General features: G+C 33.0%; 16 protein-coding genes. 11 read left to right on the plus strand and 5 right to left on the minus strand.

Annotated features, from left to right (window positions below):
- Positions 1-174: 174 nt before the first annotated feature.
- From B3R94_RS09370 to B3R94_RS09390, 5 genes are all read right to left on the minus strand, one after another.
- The gene (locus B3R94_RS09370; protein WP_038332021.1) at positions 175-966 is read right to left on the minus strand and encodes a (Fe-S)-binding protein; all 792 of its coding nucleotides are present in this window, start codon (positions 964-966) and stop codon (positions 175-177) included.
- A 39-nt stretch (positions 967-1,005) separates the two neighbouring features.
- Positions 1,006-1,434, minus strand: a complete 429-nt coding sequence (locus B3R94_RS09375; protein WP_125348737.1) for an LNS2 domain-containing protein — start codon at positions 1,432-1,434, stop codon at positions 1,006-1,008.
- A gap of 71 nt (positions 1,435-1,505) precedes the next feature.
- Positions 1,506-2,831, minus strand: coding sequence for a (Fe-S)-binding protein (locus B3R94_RS09380; protein ID WP_291100377.1), 1,326 nt, complete (start codon positions 2,829-2,831; stop codon positions 1,506-1,508).
- Between the two features lie 53 nt (positions 2,832-2,884).
- Complete coding sequence (locus tag B3R94_RS09385; RefSeq protein ID WP_280036025.1) at positions 2,885-3,859, minus strand: MlaD family protein; 975 nt, start codon at positions 3,857-3,859, stop codon at positions 2,885-2,887.
- Between the two features lie 59 nt (positions 3,860-3,918).
- Entirely contained in the window at positions 3,919-5,214 is a 1,296-nt protein-coding gene (locus tag B3R94_RS09390) for an N-acetylmuramoyl-L-alanine amidase family protein (protein ID WP_257467976.1), read from the minus strand.
- 72 nt (positions 5,215-5,286) lie between these two features.
- Here B3R94_RS09390 and B3R94_RS09395 point away from each other — a divergent pair, with 72 nt between their 5' ends.
- From B3R94_RS09395 to clpX, 11 genes are all read left to right on the plus strand, one after another.
- Entirely contained in the window at positions 5,287-7,899 is a 2,613-nt protein-coding gene (locus tag B3R94_RS09395) for a putative LPS assembly protein LptD (RefSeq protein ID WP_291100323.1), read from the plus strand.
- Positions 7,900-7,911: 12 nt separating this feature from the next.
- A complete protein-coding gene (locus B3R94_RS09400) occupies positions 7,912-8,298 on the plus strand; it encodes a RidA family protein (RefSeq protein WP_125348731.1) in 387 nt (128 codons plus the stop codon).
- A gap of 9 nt (positions 8,299-8,307) precedes the next feature.
- Positions 8,308-8,784, plus strand: a complete 477-nt coding sequence (locus B3R94_RS09405) for a hypothetical protein (RefSeq protein ID WP_125348729.1) — start codon at positions 8,308-8,310, stop codon at positions 8,782-8,784.
- Between the two features lie 9 nt (positions 8,785-8,793).
- Positions 8,794-9,867: a 4-hydroxythreonine-4-phosphate dehydrogenase PdxA gene (pdxA, locus tag B3R94_RS09410; RefSeq protein ID WP_125348727.1), complete on the plus strand. Its 1,074-nt coding sequence runs from the start codon at positions 8,794-8,796 to the stop codon at positions 9,865-9,867.
- A gap of 72 nt (positions 9,868-9,939) precedes the next feature.
- Positions 9,940-10,518, plus strand: coding sequence for a YceD family protein (locus B3R94_RS09415; protein ID WP_291100326.1), 579 nt, complete (start codon positions 9,940-9,942; stop codon positions 10,516-10,518).
- A gap of 55 nt (positions 10,519-10,573) precedes the next feature.
- Entirely contained in the window at positions 10,574-10,771 is a 198-nt protein-coding gene (gene rpmF / locus B3R94_RS09420; RefSeq protein WP_019975824.1) for a 50S ribosomal protein L32, read from the plus strand.
- 125 nt (positions 10,772-10,896) lie between these two features.
- Complete coding sequence (gene accB, locus B3R94_RS09425) at positions 10,897-11,379, plus strand: acetyl-CoA carboxylase biotin carboxyl carrier protein (protein WP_125348723.1); 483 nt, start codon at positions 10,897-10,899, stop codon at positions 11,377-11,379.
- Positions 11,380-11,399: 20 nt separating this feature from the next.
- Entirely contained in the window at positions 11,400-12,764 is a 1,365-nt protein-coding gene (gene accC / locus B3R94_RS09430) for an acetyl-CoA carboxylase biotin carboxylase subunit (protein ID WP_038332000.1), read from the plus strand.
- A gap of 279 nt (positions 12,765-13,043) precedes the next feature.
- Positions 13,044-14,363 (plus strand): trigger factor, encoded by a 1,320-nt coding sequence (locus B3R94_RS09435; protein WP_038331998.1) that lies wholly within the window; start codon positions 13,044-13,046, stop codon positions 14,361-14,363.
- Between the two features lie 50 nt (positions 14,364-14,413).
- Positions 14,414-15,079 carry an ATP-dependent Clp endopeptidase proteolytic subunit ClpP gene (clpP, locus tag B3R94_RS09440; protein WP_115001487.1) on the plus strand — a complete coding sequence of 222 codons (666 nt, stop codon included), beginning with the start codon at positions 14,414-14,416 and terminating at the stop codon, positions 15,077-15,079.
- A 238-nt stretch (positions 15,080-15,317) separates the two neighbouring features.
- Positions 15,318-16,466, plus strand: coding sequence for an ATP-dependent Clp protease ATP-binding subunit ClpX (gene clpX, locus B3R94_RS09445; protein WP_219033628.1), 1,149 nt, complete (start codon positions 15,318-15,320; stop codon positions 16,464-16,466).
- Positions 16,467-16,530: the final 64 nt, after the last annotated feature.

Here is a 16,530-nt window from a genome sequence, read left to right on the forward strand (position 1 = left end):
AAATTCAGGGGGATATCCAATGTTAGATGTTAGATGTTAGATGTTAGATGTTAGATGTTAGATGTTAGATGTTAGATGTTAGATGTTAGATGTTAGATGTTAGAAAGCTAAAATTTTTACATAAAAAAGCCATCTCAAAGAGATGGCTTTTTTATATTATTTTTATAAATTCGATTATAAATCTTTCGCTTCCATAATCAATTCAGCTAAGTCTTTTACCATAACCGTTGATTCTTTTTCGAAGTGTTTTACACCGTCTGTCATCATTGTATTACAAAATGGACAACCTGTTGCGATAATGTGCGGCTCTTTCTCTAAAGCCTCTTCTGTACGTTCTACATTGATGTCTTTGTTTCCTTTTTCTGGTTCTTTGAACATCTGCGCTCCACCAGCACCACAACATAATCCACGTGTTTTGCAACGTTTCATTTCGACTAATTCGGCATCTAATTTTTCGATTAATTCGCGAGGCGCTTCGTACACATCGTTACCGCGACCTAAATAACAAGGATCGTGGAAAGTGATTCGTCTTCCTTTGAACGTTTCAGAACCTTCTAATTTCAATTTACCTTCGTTGATTAACTGCTGTAAATATTGAGAATGATGCAAAACTTCATACTCTCCACCTAAACTTGGATATTCATTTTTCAACGTATTGAAACAATGTGGACAAGTTGTAACGATTTTTTTCACTTCGTAAGCATTCAGAACTTCAATATTCATCATAGCTTGCATTTGGAAAACAAATTCGTTACCAGCACGCTTTGCAGGATCACCTGTACACGATTCTTCTGTTCCTAAAACGGCGAATTCTACGCCAATATTATTTAAAATTTTAACGAATGCTCGTGTTATTTTTTTAGCTCTGTCATCAAAACTTCCGGCGCAACCAACCCAAAACAAAACTTCTGGTTGTTTGCCTTCGGCCATATATTGAGCCATTGTTTTAACTGTAATATTTGACATATTTTTTTGTAGTCTTTGTGTTATTTGAATGGATTTGGTTTAATGTTTTCCATCATCAAAAACTTGAATCGAAACATTTTTTTCAACCAAATCTGTAAATTTACCATTGTATCGTGTCGCTTTTACTAAATGGTTGTCAACCCAATGATAATTTCCTCCACGAGGTTTTCCCATTAAAAGTCCATGGTATTTGAAACCATGTTTTTTCAACCAAATTTCTGTGTACTCACGATGTTCTTCTGTACGTGATGTAAAAAATGTGATAATATGTCCTTCGTCGTACCATTTGTTTAATGTTTCTAAAGCATCTGGATATAATTCTGCTGTTAGCATACGTTCTGGTTCTTCGTTTGGAATATCATCGCAAATTGTTCCATCAATGTCAATTAAATAATTTTTAACATTTTCTGGTAAAATAGGACTTACTCTTTCTCCGTTTTCAATTTTTTCCTCTAAGAAATTTTCCATGTGTGCTGTGTTTGTGTGTTATGTACAAAAATTAATAGTTCTTTGAGAATGAGTAATTGTATTTTACAATTTTAATCGTTTGCCCAATTCAATCTATCCGCATTGTTAAATTGCCAAGGAGCTCCATTGTTTTCGACATTTGTCATCATCATGTTCAACTCGTTTGGTGCAGCAGATTGTTCCATTACCAAATAACGACGTAAATCAACAATAATTGATAACGGATCGATATTTACTGGACAAGCCTGTGTACATGCATTACAAGATGTACATGCCCATAATTCTTCTGGTGAAATGTAATCGTTGACAAGCATTTTACCATCATCCACAAAACTTCCGTTTGCATCGATGTTTTTACTTACTTCTTCTAAACGATCACGAGTATCCATCATAATTTTTCGAGGAGATAATTTTTTCCCTGTCAAATTTGCTGGACATTCAGATGTACAACGCCCACACTCCGTACATGTGTAGGCATTCAATAATTGTACTCTGTTTAAATCAAAAATATCTTTTGCTCCAAATGTTTCTGGCTCTCCCTGTGGTTCGGCAGGTGCTGCGTAAGGATCTGCATTTGGATCCATCATCATTTTTACCTCATCTGTTACAGATTGTAAATTATTGAATTCTCCTTTTGGTTCTAACTTAGAAAACCATGTATTTGGAAAAGCCAAAATGATGTGTAAATGTTTTGAATAATACAAATAATTTAAGAAAAAGAAAATTCCGATGATATGAAACCACCAAGCTGCTCTTTCTATAATTGTAATAAATGTGATGTCGTTGAATTGACTAATAATTGGCGCCGTTAACCAAGATGAAATTGGAAAAGATCCTGCTTCGATATAATGAGGCGCACCCATTTTTTGTAACACTTGATCTGCACCGTTCATTGTAAATAAAGCCAACATAAATGCAACCTCCATAATTAGGATATAATTAGCATCGTCTTTTGCCCAGCCTTTCATTTCTGGCTTCCAGAAACGTCCAACTTTTACAAAGTTTCTTCTACAGAAGAAAATGATACACGAAACCATCACCAAAAAGGCTAAAATCTCGAAAAATCCAATCATTCCGTTATAGAAACCTCCTAGGAAACTTAAAATACGGTGTGTTCCGAATACACCATCGATGATAATTTCTAATACTTCGATATTGATTAAAACAAATCCTACATAAACAAAGATATGCAGAATACCAGCAAGAGGACGAACAGTCATTTTACCTTGTCCTAAAGCTACACGAGCCATCGTTTTCCACCTTTCTGCAGGATGATCGAAACGATCGATTTCTTTCCCTAATTTGATGTTACGTATAAGTTTCTTTACGTTTTGTGCAAAGAACCAAATACTTCCTATCATAATTAGAAGAAAGATTACATTTGGAATGTACTTCATCATTTTTTATTAGTCTTTTTGTGAGTTTTGAGTATTTAATTTTAGTTTTGATCTTATGGCTGAACTGGTTGCTTTTTACCAAAAACAGAGATATTAACATAACGACTTGGGTTTTTCTTTAAGTCTGTTACCAATTCATTCATATTTTTGATTGTTGCTTCAAGTTCGTTGGCAAGCGTTTCATCTTTTGCTAATTTTCCTAAAGAACCTTTTCCATTGTTCATATCTTCTAACAATGTATTTAAGTTTTTAGACGCATTTTCGAAATTCTTAATCACTTGATCTAATTCTAACGCGTTTAATTTATCCGCAGTTTTTCCAAATTTGTCAACCGTAGCTTTTGCAGAAGCCATTGTAGCACTTGCATTGTTAAGCGTTGTGTTCAATGTTTTCTCGTTTGTTTTGATCAAATTATTTGCACTATTTGATGTTGCAGTCAACGATTGCGCTGTTTTGTCGAACGAATCAATTGTATGATTCAAATTTCTCAACATTGCTTTAATATCTTGTTGAGTTGACGGATCTAATACGTTATTTACACTTCCTAATGTTTGATTAAAACTTAATAAAACACTGTCTAATTTTGCTTGAGTTGGTGTTAATTGTTTCGTCAAACCATCTAACATTCCGCCTGCAATACGACCTTGTAAAAAGTCTCCATCTTTTGCTACATCTGGTCCATAGTCTAATAAAAGTCTAACTTCTGGTCCAGACATAATTCCTGGTTCGTAAATTTCTGCAATTGTTTTTTTCGAAAATTGAATATCTTTTTCGACAGAAATCACGACTTCAAAATAGATAGGTTTTGCAGTATCTATAATTTTAATTTCTTTCACCTGACCAACTCTCAAACCGTTTACAGAAACAGGTTTAGAAGGAGCTAATCCGCTTACATTTTCGTATTTTACAGTAAACAAACGTCCTGATGAAAAAATATTTTGACCTTTTAAGAAATTGAATAGCATGAAAAAACCTACTAAGGTTAAGATGGTAACAACTCCTATTTTTAATTCTTTAGATAACTTCACTTGTTATGATTTTATGCAAAAATAAAATTTAATTTGTAAAGAAACATTTTATATTACGTTTACATTGGTTCTTCACCATTAAATGTAACGATAAAGGCGTTTCTAAAACCTTTGTCTTGTACTTGTTTCAATGTTTTTTGAGCAGATTCCATTGTTTTATCAGAGCCATAATAATATTTCTGAAGTCCACCTTCTTTTACTCGCAACACATTTGTCAATCCATTAAATTTTTCGTCTTTGTCTTTATATTTTTTATTTGATGTCATAAACTGAACACGATAATTTTTACCACCTTCTAATTTTTTATTCGTTTCAAATTCTACAATTTTTGCACCAGAAAATCCTTTACGTTTTACCGTTTGCAACAAATCATCTGCACGAGATTGTAAATCTGTTTCTCCGTAATAATACACGTAATTATCACCTTCCTGAATTACATCTAAATCTGTTAAACCTCTTAATTGCGGCGAAGTTGAAGAAAATTTCATTTTAGACTCCATTACCCTTACCTTCAATTTTTTTCCTTCTACAGGTTTTTCAACTTTTTTAACTGGTTTAGGTTTTTCGTCCTCGTCCTCTACTCCACTTCTACGATCATATTCTTTTTTGAATTGTTTAAAAGCTTCATAAATTGTAGTCGTCGTTTTATCTTTTCCTTCGTCTGATGCTAAAAATGTTCCTTCATCATAATTCGAAATAAATCCTAACTCTACCAAAACAGAAGGAGAAGCATTTCCTCTCAACACGTGAAAATTTGCTTGTTTAACACCTCTACTTTTTCTGAAATCACGATTTACGAAACCTTTTTCTACCAAATCTGCAAAACGAATAGATTGTTCTTTATAAGCTGCATTCATAATCTCAAAAGCGATAACCGCTTCCGGATCATTTGGATTAAATTTTTCGTAACGTTCTTGATCTTTCTCTAAAAACACAACCGAGTTTTCACGTTTAGAAACTTCATCTGTTTCGTTAGATCGTTTCAATCCCATTACAAATGTTTCTGTTCCCGTTGCGCTTTTGTTATCAGCCGAATTACAGTGAATCGAGACAAATAAATTCGCATGATTATCATTTGAAATTCGTGTACGTTCCCATAATTCTAAAAAAATATCTGTATCACGTGTTAAAACAACTTTAACATCTTTGTGATTTTTCTTAATTAATTCCGCCAATCTTTTCGAAACATCTAACGTGATATTCTTTTCATAATCAGCGACTCCCCTTGCTCCAGCATCATGTCCACCATGACCAGCATCAATAACAATTACAAAATTTTGCTTTTTTTGTGCAAATGAAAATGTAGAAAATACCATCATCATCGCAAAAAATAAATACTTTTGTATGTTAATCATTTTTAAACTCATACTATAGGTTTGTTTTTTTGATTAATTTTGACGCAATTTATAAAAAATAAGTTTTTCAATTTGTTTACAAAGGCAATTAAATCGATTTTATTTTTTAGTCCAGTTATGGTTTGCACCGTTTCTTTTGGACAAGTTAAGCAAAATAATAACGATAAAGATCACTCTAAGATAGTTTCTGATTCAGTAAAATTAGATACTATTATCCCTGTAAAAGAGAAATTAGAGTTTGTGGTAGAGCACAATTCCGAGGACGAAATACATAATCGTAAAAAACGTATGACTTACCTTTTGCGTAAGGCACATGTAGTTTACGGCGATATGACTATTGATGCAGATTATATCGAACTAAATTGGGATACAGGTGATGTATATGCCGAAGGTAAGCGCGATTCTATTGGGAATATTATTGAAAAAACTAAGTTTACACAAGGTCAACAAGAAATTTTGCAAGATGCTTTCAAAGTAAATTTCAAAACGAAAGTTGGAATTGCATATAACATTCGCATGACGCAAGAAGATGGAATCATCATTGCTGATAAAGCGAAGCGTGTCAATGATTCGGTAATGTTGTTAAAACGTGCCGATTTTACAACGGATACTTATTTTAAAGAAGGAAAAGATACTCGACCAGATTATTTTCTTCGCGCCAAAGAAGGAAAAATGATTGATAAAAATGGTAAGAAAACATTAATTACCGGACCTATCAATATGTGGATTTATGACGTACCAACGCCCTTAGCATTGCCATTTGGTTACATCCCAGCGATGGGTGCAAAACGTGCCGCAGGTATTTTGATGCCTCGCCCAGGTGAGCGTACAAATCTTGGTTTCTTTATCGAAGATTTAGGGTTTTATGTTCCATTTGGAGATAATTTTGATTTAAAACTTTCGGGAGATATCTATACAAAAGGTAGTTGGGCTACTAGAGCCGAGTCTACCTATAAAAAACGTTACAAATACAATGGGCGACTTGCAGCGAATGTAGAAAATCGCTTAACTGGTATCAAAGGTCTTACCGAAGGTTCTAATGCCTTTTCTAAACAAAGTATGTTTGGTGTTATGTGGTCACATAGCCAAGATCCGAAAGCAAATCCATATTGGTTATTCAATGCCAATGTTAACTTTTCGAGTTCGAAATATTACCGTGAATCTGTACGAAATCAATACATTAATACTGGACAAGTTTTTACAAACAACGTTAACTCGTCTATTAACTTAACAAAAAACTTTGAGAATGCTCCACTAACAGCTCAGTTGAGTATGTCGCACTCTCAAAATTACAATACTGGAGATATTAACATTGCATTTCCTCGTTTCAACTTGACGATGTCTCGTATTTTCCCATTTGCAAAGAAAAATATGCCAAAAGAAGGTTTAATTCAGAATCTTGGTTTAACGTATAGTATGCAAGCTGGAAATGAAGTTAACACCAACGACAAAGACATCTTTACAGACAAAATGTGGAAAGATCAAATGCGAATGGGTGCGAATCACAAAATTGGTTTGCAGACAGGTATTACACTTGCTAATTATTTCCCATTAACACTTTCTTCTGACTATAATGAAGTTTGGGGTGATAATCGTTTGATTAAAAACTACAATTCTGTTAACGGAAAAATAGAGGACACAACATTGAAAGGATTCAATTCATATCGAACATTTAATTTCAATGCTTCTGTTTCAACTAATATTTATGGATTATATCTTAATCCAAATAAAGATGCTAAGATTTTAGGAATTCAGCACGTGATTACACCATCTATTGGTTATAGTTATACGCCGGATTTCCAAAGTCAATCTTGGGGATATTACAAAGCTTATCAAAACCAAAATCAAGAAGAAGTTTGGTACAATCAATATCAAAACATGTTGTATGGTGTATCAATTCCTGGTTTGACAAATTCATTAAACTTTGGAATTTCGAACAACTTAGAGATGAAAGTAAAAGATGTAAATGACCCGAAAGGTTTCAAAAAAGTAAAGATTTTTGAATATTTACGTTTGAGTTCTTCTTATAATTTCTCTGCGGACGAATTTAAACTTTCTCCAATTAGTATTAATGGAATGACATCTTTGTTTGATAGAAAAGTTAATGTGCAATTCTCGTCAACTGTTAATCCATATAAAATTCAACGTTATATAAATGCTGAAGGAAATGAAGTTGCGCAATACATTGATGAACTTGGCTTAGGAAATCTTCGTATTTCGAATATGACATTAGGAACTGGTTATACATTTGACAATAGTACATTTGGTGGAAAACGTTTCGATGCCAAGAACTATAAAAAACGTGGAACAGTTCGTGATGAAAATTTCTATTATGACAGCGATAATTATGCGCAATTTGCTATTCCTTGGAGTTTAACAGCTAATTTAAGTTATAATTATAGCAAAGGAACAGAACGAAAAGGAAGTAGCACAGGTTCTATTGCAATGAATGGTAAAATTTCGCCAACACCATATTGGGCAATTTCTGCAAATGCAACTTACGATTTCATCAAAAGTGAAATAACTTATGTACGTTTTGGTTTTGAAAGAGATTTACGAAGCTTTACCTTATCATTCAACTGGACACCAATGGGAACATATAAAAGTTATGATTTCTTTATCGGAATCAAAGCATCAATCTTACAAGATTTAAAATACAACGATAGATCAAGACTTAATTACTAAAAAAATATTAATATGAAAAAACAAATCGTTCATACAGAAAAAGCACCACAAGCAATTGGACCTTATTCACAAGGTGTAAAATACAACGGATTTATTTACACATCAGGACAAATTCCTTTCAATGTAGAAAAAAATGAATTGGTTACAACAGGTATTCAAGATGAAGTTCATCAAGTAATGAAAAATGTAATTGCAATTTTAGAAGCTGGCGGAACAACAATTGACCAAGTTGTAAAAACAACAATTTTTGTTAAGGATTTGAATGATTTCAACGCAGTTAACGAAGTTTATGCTTCTTATTTTAATGACGAAAATTATCCTGCACGCGAATGTGTAGAAGTTGCTCGTTTACCACGCGACGTAAATGTTGAAATTTCTGTAATCGCTATTGCAGACTAATAAAATATTATGCTAAAAGACAAAACTGTATTAAGAAACACAATTGCTGTAATAGTAGGATTAGCTGTTATCTACGCTATCATACAATTTGGTCTTATATACAACGCGGATAGATTGGGATGGGACAACAAAGTTTTTCCGGAATGGAGACACATCATCAAATACTTTTCGCACCAAGAAGGAAAAAAATTCGAAGTTCAATTTTTTGGATCAATGCTCGCAATTAGTGGAATTGCAGCTTTAGTTGGAGGTGTTATAACAGCACTTATCGTAAGAAGAGCTAAACAAGCTTACACGATGTTTGTAGGTTTTATTGTGTTAATCGTTGCATTAGGCGACGTTCTTATCACGCCTTATCACCCAACTTGGTACGAAATTGCGATCTGTCCAGTTTTATTCTTTTCATCATGGATTGGAGGTTTAATTGTAGATTTAATTTACAAAAGATTTTTAAAAAAATACAAACCATCCAGCCAATCATATTAAACTAACATTATGTCTGAAAAAGATAGAAAAATTAGAGTTGCCATCTCGATTGGTGATTATAACGGAATCGGAATTGAGGTTATCTTAAAAACCTTACAAGAAAAAGAAATAACAGAGTTTTTTACGCCTGTTATTTTCGGTTCAACCAAATTATTATCGTATCAAAAAGATCGTTTAAAATTTGACCGAATCAATTTTCAAGGTATTCAAGATGCGAATCAAATTGTAGACGGAAAAATCAATGTGGTTAATCTTTGGAAAGATCAAATTGATGTACATTATGGTAAAGTAACCAAAGAAGCTGGTGAACACGCTTATCAATCATTAAAAGCGGCTGCAAAATCTGTTTCAGATGGTTTTACTGATGTTTTGGTAACGGCTCCAATTAATAAAGATAATATTCAGTCCGAAGAATTTCATTTCCCAGGTCATACCGAATATTTAGGAGAAATTTGGGGAGGAAAACCTTTGATGTTCTTAGTTTCAGAAAAATTGAGAGTTGGTTTAGTAACGCAACATATTCCAATTAGCGAAGTTGCAAAACAAATTAATCCAAAATCTGTTTATGCAAAAATTCAACAAATTCATAAAAGTTTGATTGAAGATTACGCCATCGAAAAACCAAAAATTGCAGTTTTAGGTCTTAATCCTCATGCAGGTGACAATGGTCTGTTAGGATCAGAAGAAAAAGAAATTATTTCGCCAGTTATCGAGCGTTGCATTAACGAAAATCAATTAGTTTTTGGACCTTATTCGGCAGATAGTTTTTTCAATCCAAGTAATTTAGACGCTTTTGATGCGGTTTTGGCCATGTATCACGATCAAGGATTGGTGGCATTCAAAACAATTAGTTTTGATGAAGGCGTTAATTATACAGCTGGATTAAAATTTGTACGAACTTCGCCAGATCATGGTGTGGCTTACGACATCGCAGGAAAAGGAATTGCAAACGAAGAATCATTTAAGGAAGCTATTTTTTCAGCGATCGAATTATATAAAAATCGAAACGAATACCAAGAGCTAACAAAAAATGTATTGCAACATATCCATCTAAAATTAGAAAAAGGCGATAATAAAGAATAAAAATTTAAAATAAGTTGCAAAGAGCTATTAATTTTAAATAAATTAGATTATCTTTGCACACCTTTTTGTGGTATGGACAAGTTAAAAAATTATAATATTGTATTTACAAGCTTGCCTTTTGGTAAGAGTGATTTTACATTCGAATTATCACAATCGTTCTTTGATTTATTTGAAATTGAGCAAGATTTTGACAATCCTAATTTAATTGCAACAATTATTTTAGATAAAAAATCTACAATGCTTGAGTTAGAAATCAGCTTAAAAGGGAACATTACAGTTCCTTGTGATTTGACTGGAGAATTGTTTCAGCAAGAAATTTCGAATAATGCAGAATTAATTGTTAAATTTGGCGACGAGTTTGACGATACTGATTTTGAGATGTGGGTAATTCCAAGAGAAGAATACCAAATCAATGTTGCACAAGTTTTTTATGAATTAGCAATGCTATCAGTACCAACAAAACGAATTCATCCCGATGTCTTGAATGGCAAAAGCGATTCTGAAATGATTGAATTGTTAGACCAATACAGCATTTACGAATTAGACGAAGATGCAGAAGACGAGCATGACGATGACGATAACAATGATGACGATGACGATAATAACGACATTGATCCTCGTTGGGCAAAATTGAAAGATTTAAAACCTTAATTGGTTTTTATTATTAAAATAAATTATAGAAATAAAGAAAAAAAAGTAGTTAGATATGGCACATCCTAAGAGAAGACAGTCGTCAACAAGAAGAGATAAACGTAGAACACACTACAAAATCGAAGCTCCACAATTAGCAATCGATAAAACAACAGGTGAAGCACATTTATATCACAGAGCTCACTGGTCTGACGGAAAATTATACTACAAAGGTAAAGTAGTATTAGAGAAAGTACAAGAAGTTACTGAATAATATAATCTTCGAAAGATTTTGAAGCTGTTTCTAAAAAGAAACAGCTTTTTTTATTTTTTTTTCAATACCTTTGAAATCGTTTTATAAAAAACAAACATAAAAGGTCAAATAAAAAACCGCATTATATGGACATTAAAGACATTCAAAATTTAATTAGATTCGTATCAAAAGCAGAAGTTGCTGAAGTAAGCATCAAACAAGATGACATCGAAATCAAAATCAAAACTTTAGCAAGCGTACCTGCACAAGTTGCATCTCAACAAATTTATGTACCACAAGCTCCTGTAGCTCCAATTGCCGCTCCTCAAGCGTCTGCAGCTGCACCAGCAAATAACTCTACAACATCAACAGAAGAAGAAAATAGTAATTTAATTACAGTTAAATCTCCTATGATTGGTACTTTCTACCGTGCTGCAGGACCAGGTAAAGAACCTTTTATCAATGTAGGTGATGCTATTGCTCCAGGTAAAGTTTTATGTATTGTTGAAGCAATGAAGCTATTCAACGAAATCGAATCAGAAGTTTCTGGAAAAATTGTAAAAATCTTAGTGGACGACGCTAGTCCAGTTGAGTACGATCAACCATTATTCTTAGTTGATCCAGCTTAATCAATTACATCTAAAAAATTATGTTTAAAAAGATATTAATCGCTAATAGAGGTGAAATTGCAATGCGTATTATACGTACTGCAAAAGAAATGGGAATCAAAACGGTTGCCGTTTACTCTAAAGCAGACGAGACTTCATTACACGTACGTTTCGCTGACGAAGCTGTGTGTATTGGTCCTGCTCCAAGTAAAGATTCGTACCTAAAAATGGCTAACATCATCGCGGCTGCAGAAATTACTGACGCGGATGCTATTCACCCAGGTTACGGGTTTTTATCTGAAAACTCAACTTTTTCTAAAATCTGTGCTTCTAACGGAATCAAATTCATCGGTGCTTCTGCAGAAAATATCGAGCGTATGGGAGATAAAGCCAATGCGAAAGCTACTATGAAAGAAGCTGGTGTTCCTGTAGTACCAGGTTCTGATGGTTTATTAGAAAGCTATGAGCAAGCCTTAGAAGTTGCGCGCGAAATTAAATACCCAGTTATGATGAAAGCTACTGCCGGTGGTGGTGGTAAAGGTATGCGTGCAATTTGGAAAGAAGAAGATTTATTACACGCATGGGAATCTGCTCGTACAGAAGCTGCTGCAGCTTTTGGTAACGACGGAATGTATATGGAAAAATTAATCGAAGAACCACGTCATATCGAGATTCAAGTTGCAAGTGACCAAAACGGTAAAGCTTGTCACTTATCAGAACGTGACTGTTCTATTCAACGTCGTAATCAAAAATTAGCAGAAGAAACCCCTTCTCCAATCATGACAGACGAATTACGTCAACGTATGGGAGATGCAGCAGTTAAAGCTTGTGAATATATAGGTTATGAAGGTGTTGGCACAATTGAATTCTTAGTTGACAAACACGGAGATTTCTACTTTATGGAAATGAATACTCGTATCCAAGTAGAGCATCCAATTACTGAGCAAGTAACAGGTTTCGATTTAATTCGTGAACAAATTATGTTAGCGGATGGTGAGCCAATCTCTGGTCAAAACTATTATCCAAACGGACATTCTATCGAGTGTCGTATCAATGCAGAAGATCCTTATAACGACTTCCGCCCTTCTCCAGGGAAAATTTCAAATATTAATATTCCTGGTGGTAACGGTGTTCGTGTTGATACACACGTTTATGCTGGATATACAATTCCACCAAATTACGATTCTATGATTGCAAAAATCATTGTTACTGCACAAACGCGTGAAGAAGCAATAGCAAAAATGAAACGTGCGTTAGGGGAATTTTATATCGAAGGTATCAAAACAACGATTCCTTTCCACTTACAGTTGATGGATAATCCAGATTTTATCGCGGGTAATTACACAACTAAATTTATGGAGGATTTTGTTTTTGACGAATCTTACGCAAATTACGGAGAATTATAAGAAATTAAATTTTCGAAATATTGAAAATCCAGAACGTATATTCTGGATTTTTTTATGTCATTGTGTCAGCAAAAATCAAATGGCTTAATTGTTGAAAATATCACCTCAGAAAAGTAGTAAATAATCAATTCAATCATTCCATCTAAAATCAAAATATCAAGTATTTGATAAGATTCCATCCGAATTGTTAATTTATAGTGAATGAATTGATTGTAATATTACTTTTTACTATTAAAAATCATTAATAATTTATACATTTGCACTCCAAATTTAAGGTAGATGAATATTACTAAAAATACAACAGACAAATTAAACGCAGTATTAACTGTAACTGTTGATAAGGCAGATTATCAAGAAAAAGTAGTTGACGTATTGAACCAATACAGAAAAACAGCTAACATCAAAGGTTTCCGTAAAGGACAAGTTCCAATGAGTTTTGTAAAAAAACAATACGAACAAGCTGTTATTTTTGATACAGTTAACGAAATTTTACAAAAAAGTGTATCTGAGTACATCAACACAGAAAAATTATCAATATTAGGAAATCCAGTTCCAGTAATGAAAGATGTTGATTGGGATGCTGATCAATTATCATTTGATTTCGAATTAGGATTAGCTCCAGAATTTGATGTTGATTTATCTAAAGTAGAAGTTGAAAGCTACAAAGTAAAAGTTGCTGACGACGAAATCCAAAAATATGTAGATAATTTCGCTGCTCGTTTTGGATCATTAAAATCTTTAACTGAAGCTGAAGCTGAAGCTGTATTGAAAGTAGAAGCTGCTGTAGAAGGGCAAGAAGCTAAACCAACATTTATCCGTTTAGAAGAATTGAAAGATGCTTCTGCATTTATCGGTAAAAAAGCTGGTGATGTTGTAGAAGTAAATTCTAACGATATTTTTGACACTGCTGAAGAAGCTGCACAACAATTGAACACAGAAGTTTCTGAAGAAGGAACTAACGTTACGTATACAATCAAAGAAATTAACAAAGCTGAAAAAGCTGAAGTTAACCAAGAATTATTTGATAAAGTTTATGGAGAAGGAGCTGTAGATTCAGAAGAAGCTTTCCGTAACAAAATCAAAGAAGAGTCAGAAAACATGTACAACAAAGAATCTGACAAACAAATTATCAATGATGTTGTAGCTAAATTATTAGATACAGTTCAATTTGATTTACCAACAGAATTTTTAACAAAATGGTTAATCACTTCTAACGAAAATGTAACTTCTGAAGAGCAAGCGAAAGAAGAATTGGTAAAAATGGACAAAGGTTTACGTTACCAATTAATCGAAGCTAAAATTGCTGAAGTTAACAATGTAGAAGTAAATGCTGAGGAAGTAAAAGAAGCTGCTTTTGCTGCAATCAAAGATCAATTAAAAATGTACGGTCAAACTTCTATTCCAGAAGAAACATTACAACAAATTGCAATGTCTGCTTTACAGAATCAAGAAGAATACAACCGTTTATCATACCAAGTGTTTACAGACAAAATGTTAGACATCTTCAAAAACAATGTAAAATTGAACGAGAAAGAAGTAACATTTGACGAGTTTGTTGACATTATTACAGAAAAAAATAAAGAATTAGCAGAAGCTTAATCACTTCTAAAAAATTCTTTATACCTTTCATTTAAAATCTAAATTTAATAATGAAAAACGTAGGAGAAGAATTTAAAAAATATGCGCTGTTAGACAAAGGAATTAGCTCTTTACATATGGAGAGTTACATCCAAAATACAACGCCTTACATCGTTGAAGAAAGAAAATTGAACGTTGCACAAATGGACGTTTTCTCTCGTTTGATGATGGACAGAATCATCTTTTTAGGAACAGGTATCGATGATCAAATTGCCAATATTATTCAAGCGCAATTATTGTTCTTAGAAAGTGTGGATGCAACAAAAGACATTCAGATTTATGTTAACTCACCAGGTGGTGGTGTTTATGCAGGATTAGGAATTTACGACACAATGCAGTTAGTAAAACCTGACGTTGCAACAATTTGTACAGGAATGGCAGCTTCTATGGGAGCAGTTTTATTGTGTGCAGGTGCAGCAGGAAAACGTTCGGCACTTAAACATTCTCGCGTGATGATTCACCAACCTTTAGGAGGAGCTCAAGGACAAGCAACTGATATGGAAATTACATTGAAGGAAATCTTGAAATTGAAAAAAGAATTATATGATATTCTTGCAACTCATTCTGGTCAAACTTTCGAGCAAATCGAAAAAGATGGTGAACGTGATTACTGGATGACGTCTACAGAAGCAAAAGAATATGGAATGATTGACGAAGTTTTATTGCCTCGTAAATAATTTTAAATTCAATACAAATACAAAAAAAGGATACTCAAAATTTTGAGTATCCTTTTTTTCGTTTACAAATACTTAAAAATTTGTAAAATCATAAGAATGAAGCATAAAAAACAATAGTCTAAAATAGGATAATTTAATCCTTTATTTTACCATAATTTATACTGATAGAAATTAACAAATAAATATTTTCTATCTAAAAGAAAATAAATACCTTTGCATCTTAATTAAGTATAGAAAATTGGAAGAAAATAAGTGCTCTTTTTGCGGAAAAAGCAGAAACGAAGTAAATATTTTAGTGTCTGGAATCGACGGTAATATTTGTGATAATTGCATAGAACAAGCGCATGGTATAGTTTTAGAGGAATCGAAATTTAACGAAAATAACGATTTGATAAAACCTTTAACGCTAAAATCTCCGAAAGAAATTAAAGAGTTTTTAGATGATTATGTGATTGGTCAAGACCAGGCAAAAAAAATATTGTCGGTTGCCGTATACAATCATTACAAAAGAATATTATTAGACAAGGATAATGATGTAGAGATTGACAAATCGAATGTTATTTTAGTCGGAGAAACAGGAAGTGGAAAAACATTATTAGCAAAAACAATTGCTAAATTATTGAATGTTCCATTTGCAATCGTTGATGCAACTGTACTTACAGAAGCTGGATATGTAGGAGAAGATGTAGAAAGTATTTTGACGCGTCTTTTACAATCTGCTGATTACAATGTAGAGCTTGCCGAAAAAGGAATCGTTTTTATTGACGAAGTAGATAAAATTGCACGTAAAAGTGACAATCCATCTATTACACGTGACGTTTCTGGAGAAGGTGTACAACAAGCTTTACTTAAAATTTTGGAAGGAACTATTGTTAATGTACCACCAAAAGGAGGACGTAAACATCCTGATCAAAAATTTATAGAAGTTAATACAAAAGATATTTTGTTTGTGGCTGGTGGAGCTTTTTCTGGAATAGAAAAACACATTGCAGATCGTTTGAAGAAACACGTAATTGGTTTCAAGAATGAGGATCACAAAGAAATCGAAAATCTTTTGGATGAAGTAAATGCACAAGATTTGAAAAACTTTGGTATCATTCCAGAATTAATTGGACGTTTACCAATTATTACGTATCTTAAAGCATTAGATAAAGAAGCGATGAGAGCTATTTTGACAGAACCAAAAAACTCTCTAATGAAACAATATACAAAACTTTTTGCCCTAGACGGAAAAGAGCTTGTAGTGACGGACGAAACCCTAAATAGAATTGTAGACCGTGCCAATGAACTGGGTTTAGGAGCTCGAGGATTGCGAGCAGTTACGGAGGAAATTTTTACTGATTTGATGTATAATATTAAAGATTTACCTGAAAAAGTTATAATATAATCTATTGTATAGTAACTTTTTAATAAATATTTTTATTTTTGTAATGAAATTATTTTATAATTTT

Origin of the sequence: Empedobacter sp. UBA7611, from assembly GCF_002484365.1 — a bacterium.
GTDB lineage: Bacteria > Bacteroidota > Bacteroidia > Flavobacteriales > Weeksellaceae > Empedobacter > Empedobacter falsenii_B.

Coding starts and splice junctions, on each gene's coding strand:
- B3R94_RS09370 (WP_038332021.1), bottom strand. CDS start 966: ATGTCAAATATTACAGTTAAAACAATGGCTCAATATATGGCCGAAGGC.
- B3R94_RS09375 (WP_125348737.1), bottom strand. CDS start 1,434: ATGGAAAATTTCTTAGAGGAAAAAATTGAAAACGGAGAAAGAGTAAGT.
- B3R94_RS09380 (WP_291100377.1), bottom strand. CDS start 2,831: ATGAAGTACATTCCAAATGTAATCTTTCTTCTAATTATGATAGGAAGT.
- B3R94_RS09390 (WP_257467976.1), bottom strand. CDS start 5,214: ATGATTAACATACAAAAGTATTTATTTTTTGCGATGATGATGGTATTT.
- B3R94_RS09400 (WP_125348731.1), top strand. CDS start 7,912: ATGAAAAAACAAATCGTTCATACAGAAAAAGCACCACAAGCAATTGGA.
- B3R94_RS09405 (WP_125348729.1), top strand. CDS start 8,308: ATGCTAAAAGACAAAACTGTATTAAGAAACACAATTGCTGTAATAGTA.
- pdxA (WP_125348727.1), top strand. CDS start 8,794: ATGTCTGAAAAAGATAGAAAAATTAGAGTTGCCATCTCGATTGGTGAT.
- B3R94_RS09415 (WP_291100326.1), top strand. CDS start 9,940: ATGGACAAGTTAAAAAATTATAATATTGTATTTACAAGCTTGCCTTTT.
- rpmF (WP_019975824.1), top strand. CDS start 10,574: ATGGCACATCCTAAGAGAAGACAGTCGTCAACAAGAAGAGATAAACGT.
- accB (WP_125348723.1), top strand. CDS start 10,897: ATGGACATTAAAGACATTCAAAATTTAATTAGATTCGTATCAAAAGCA.
- accC (WP_038332000.1), top strand. CDS start 11,400: ATGTTTAAAAAGATATTAATCGCTAATAGAGGTGAAATTGCAATGCGT.
- B3R94_RS09435 (WP_038331998.1), top strand. CDS start 13,044: ATGAATATTACTAAAAATACAACAGACAAATTAAACGCAGTATTAACT.
- clpP (WP_115001487.1), top strand. CDS start 14,414: ATGAAAAACGTAGGAGAAGAATTTAAAAAATATGCGCTGTTAGACAAA.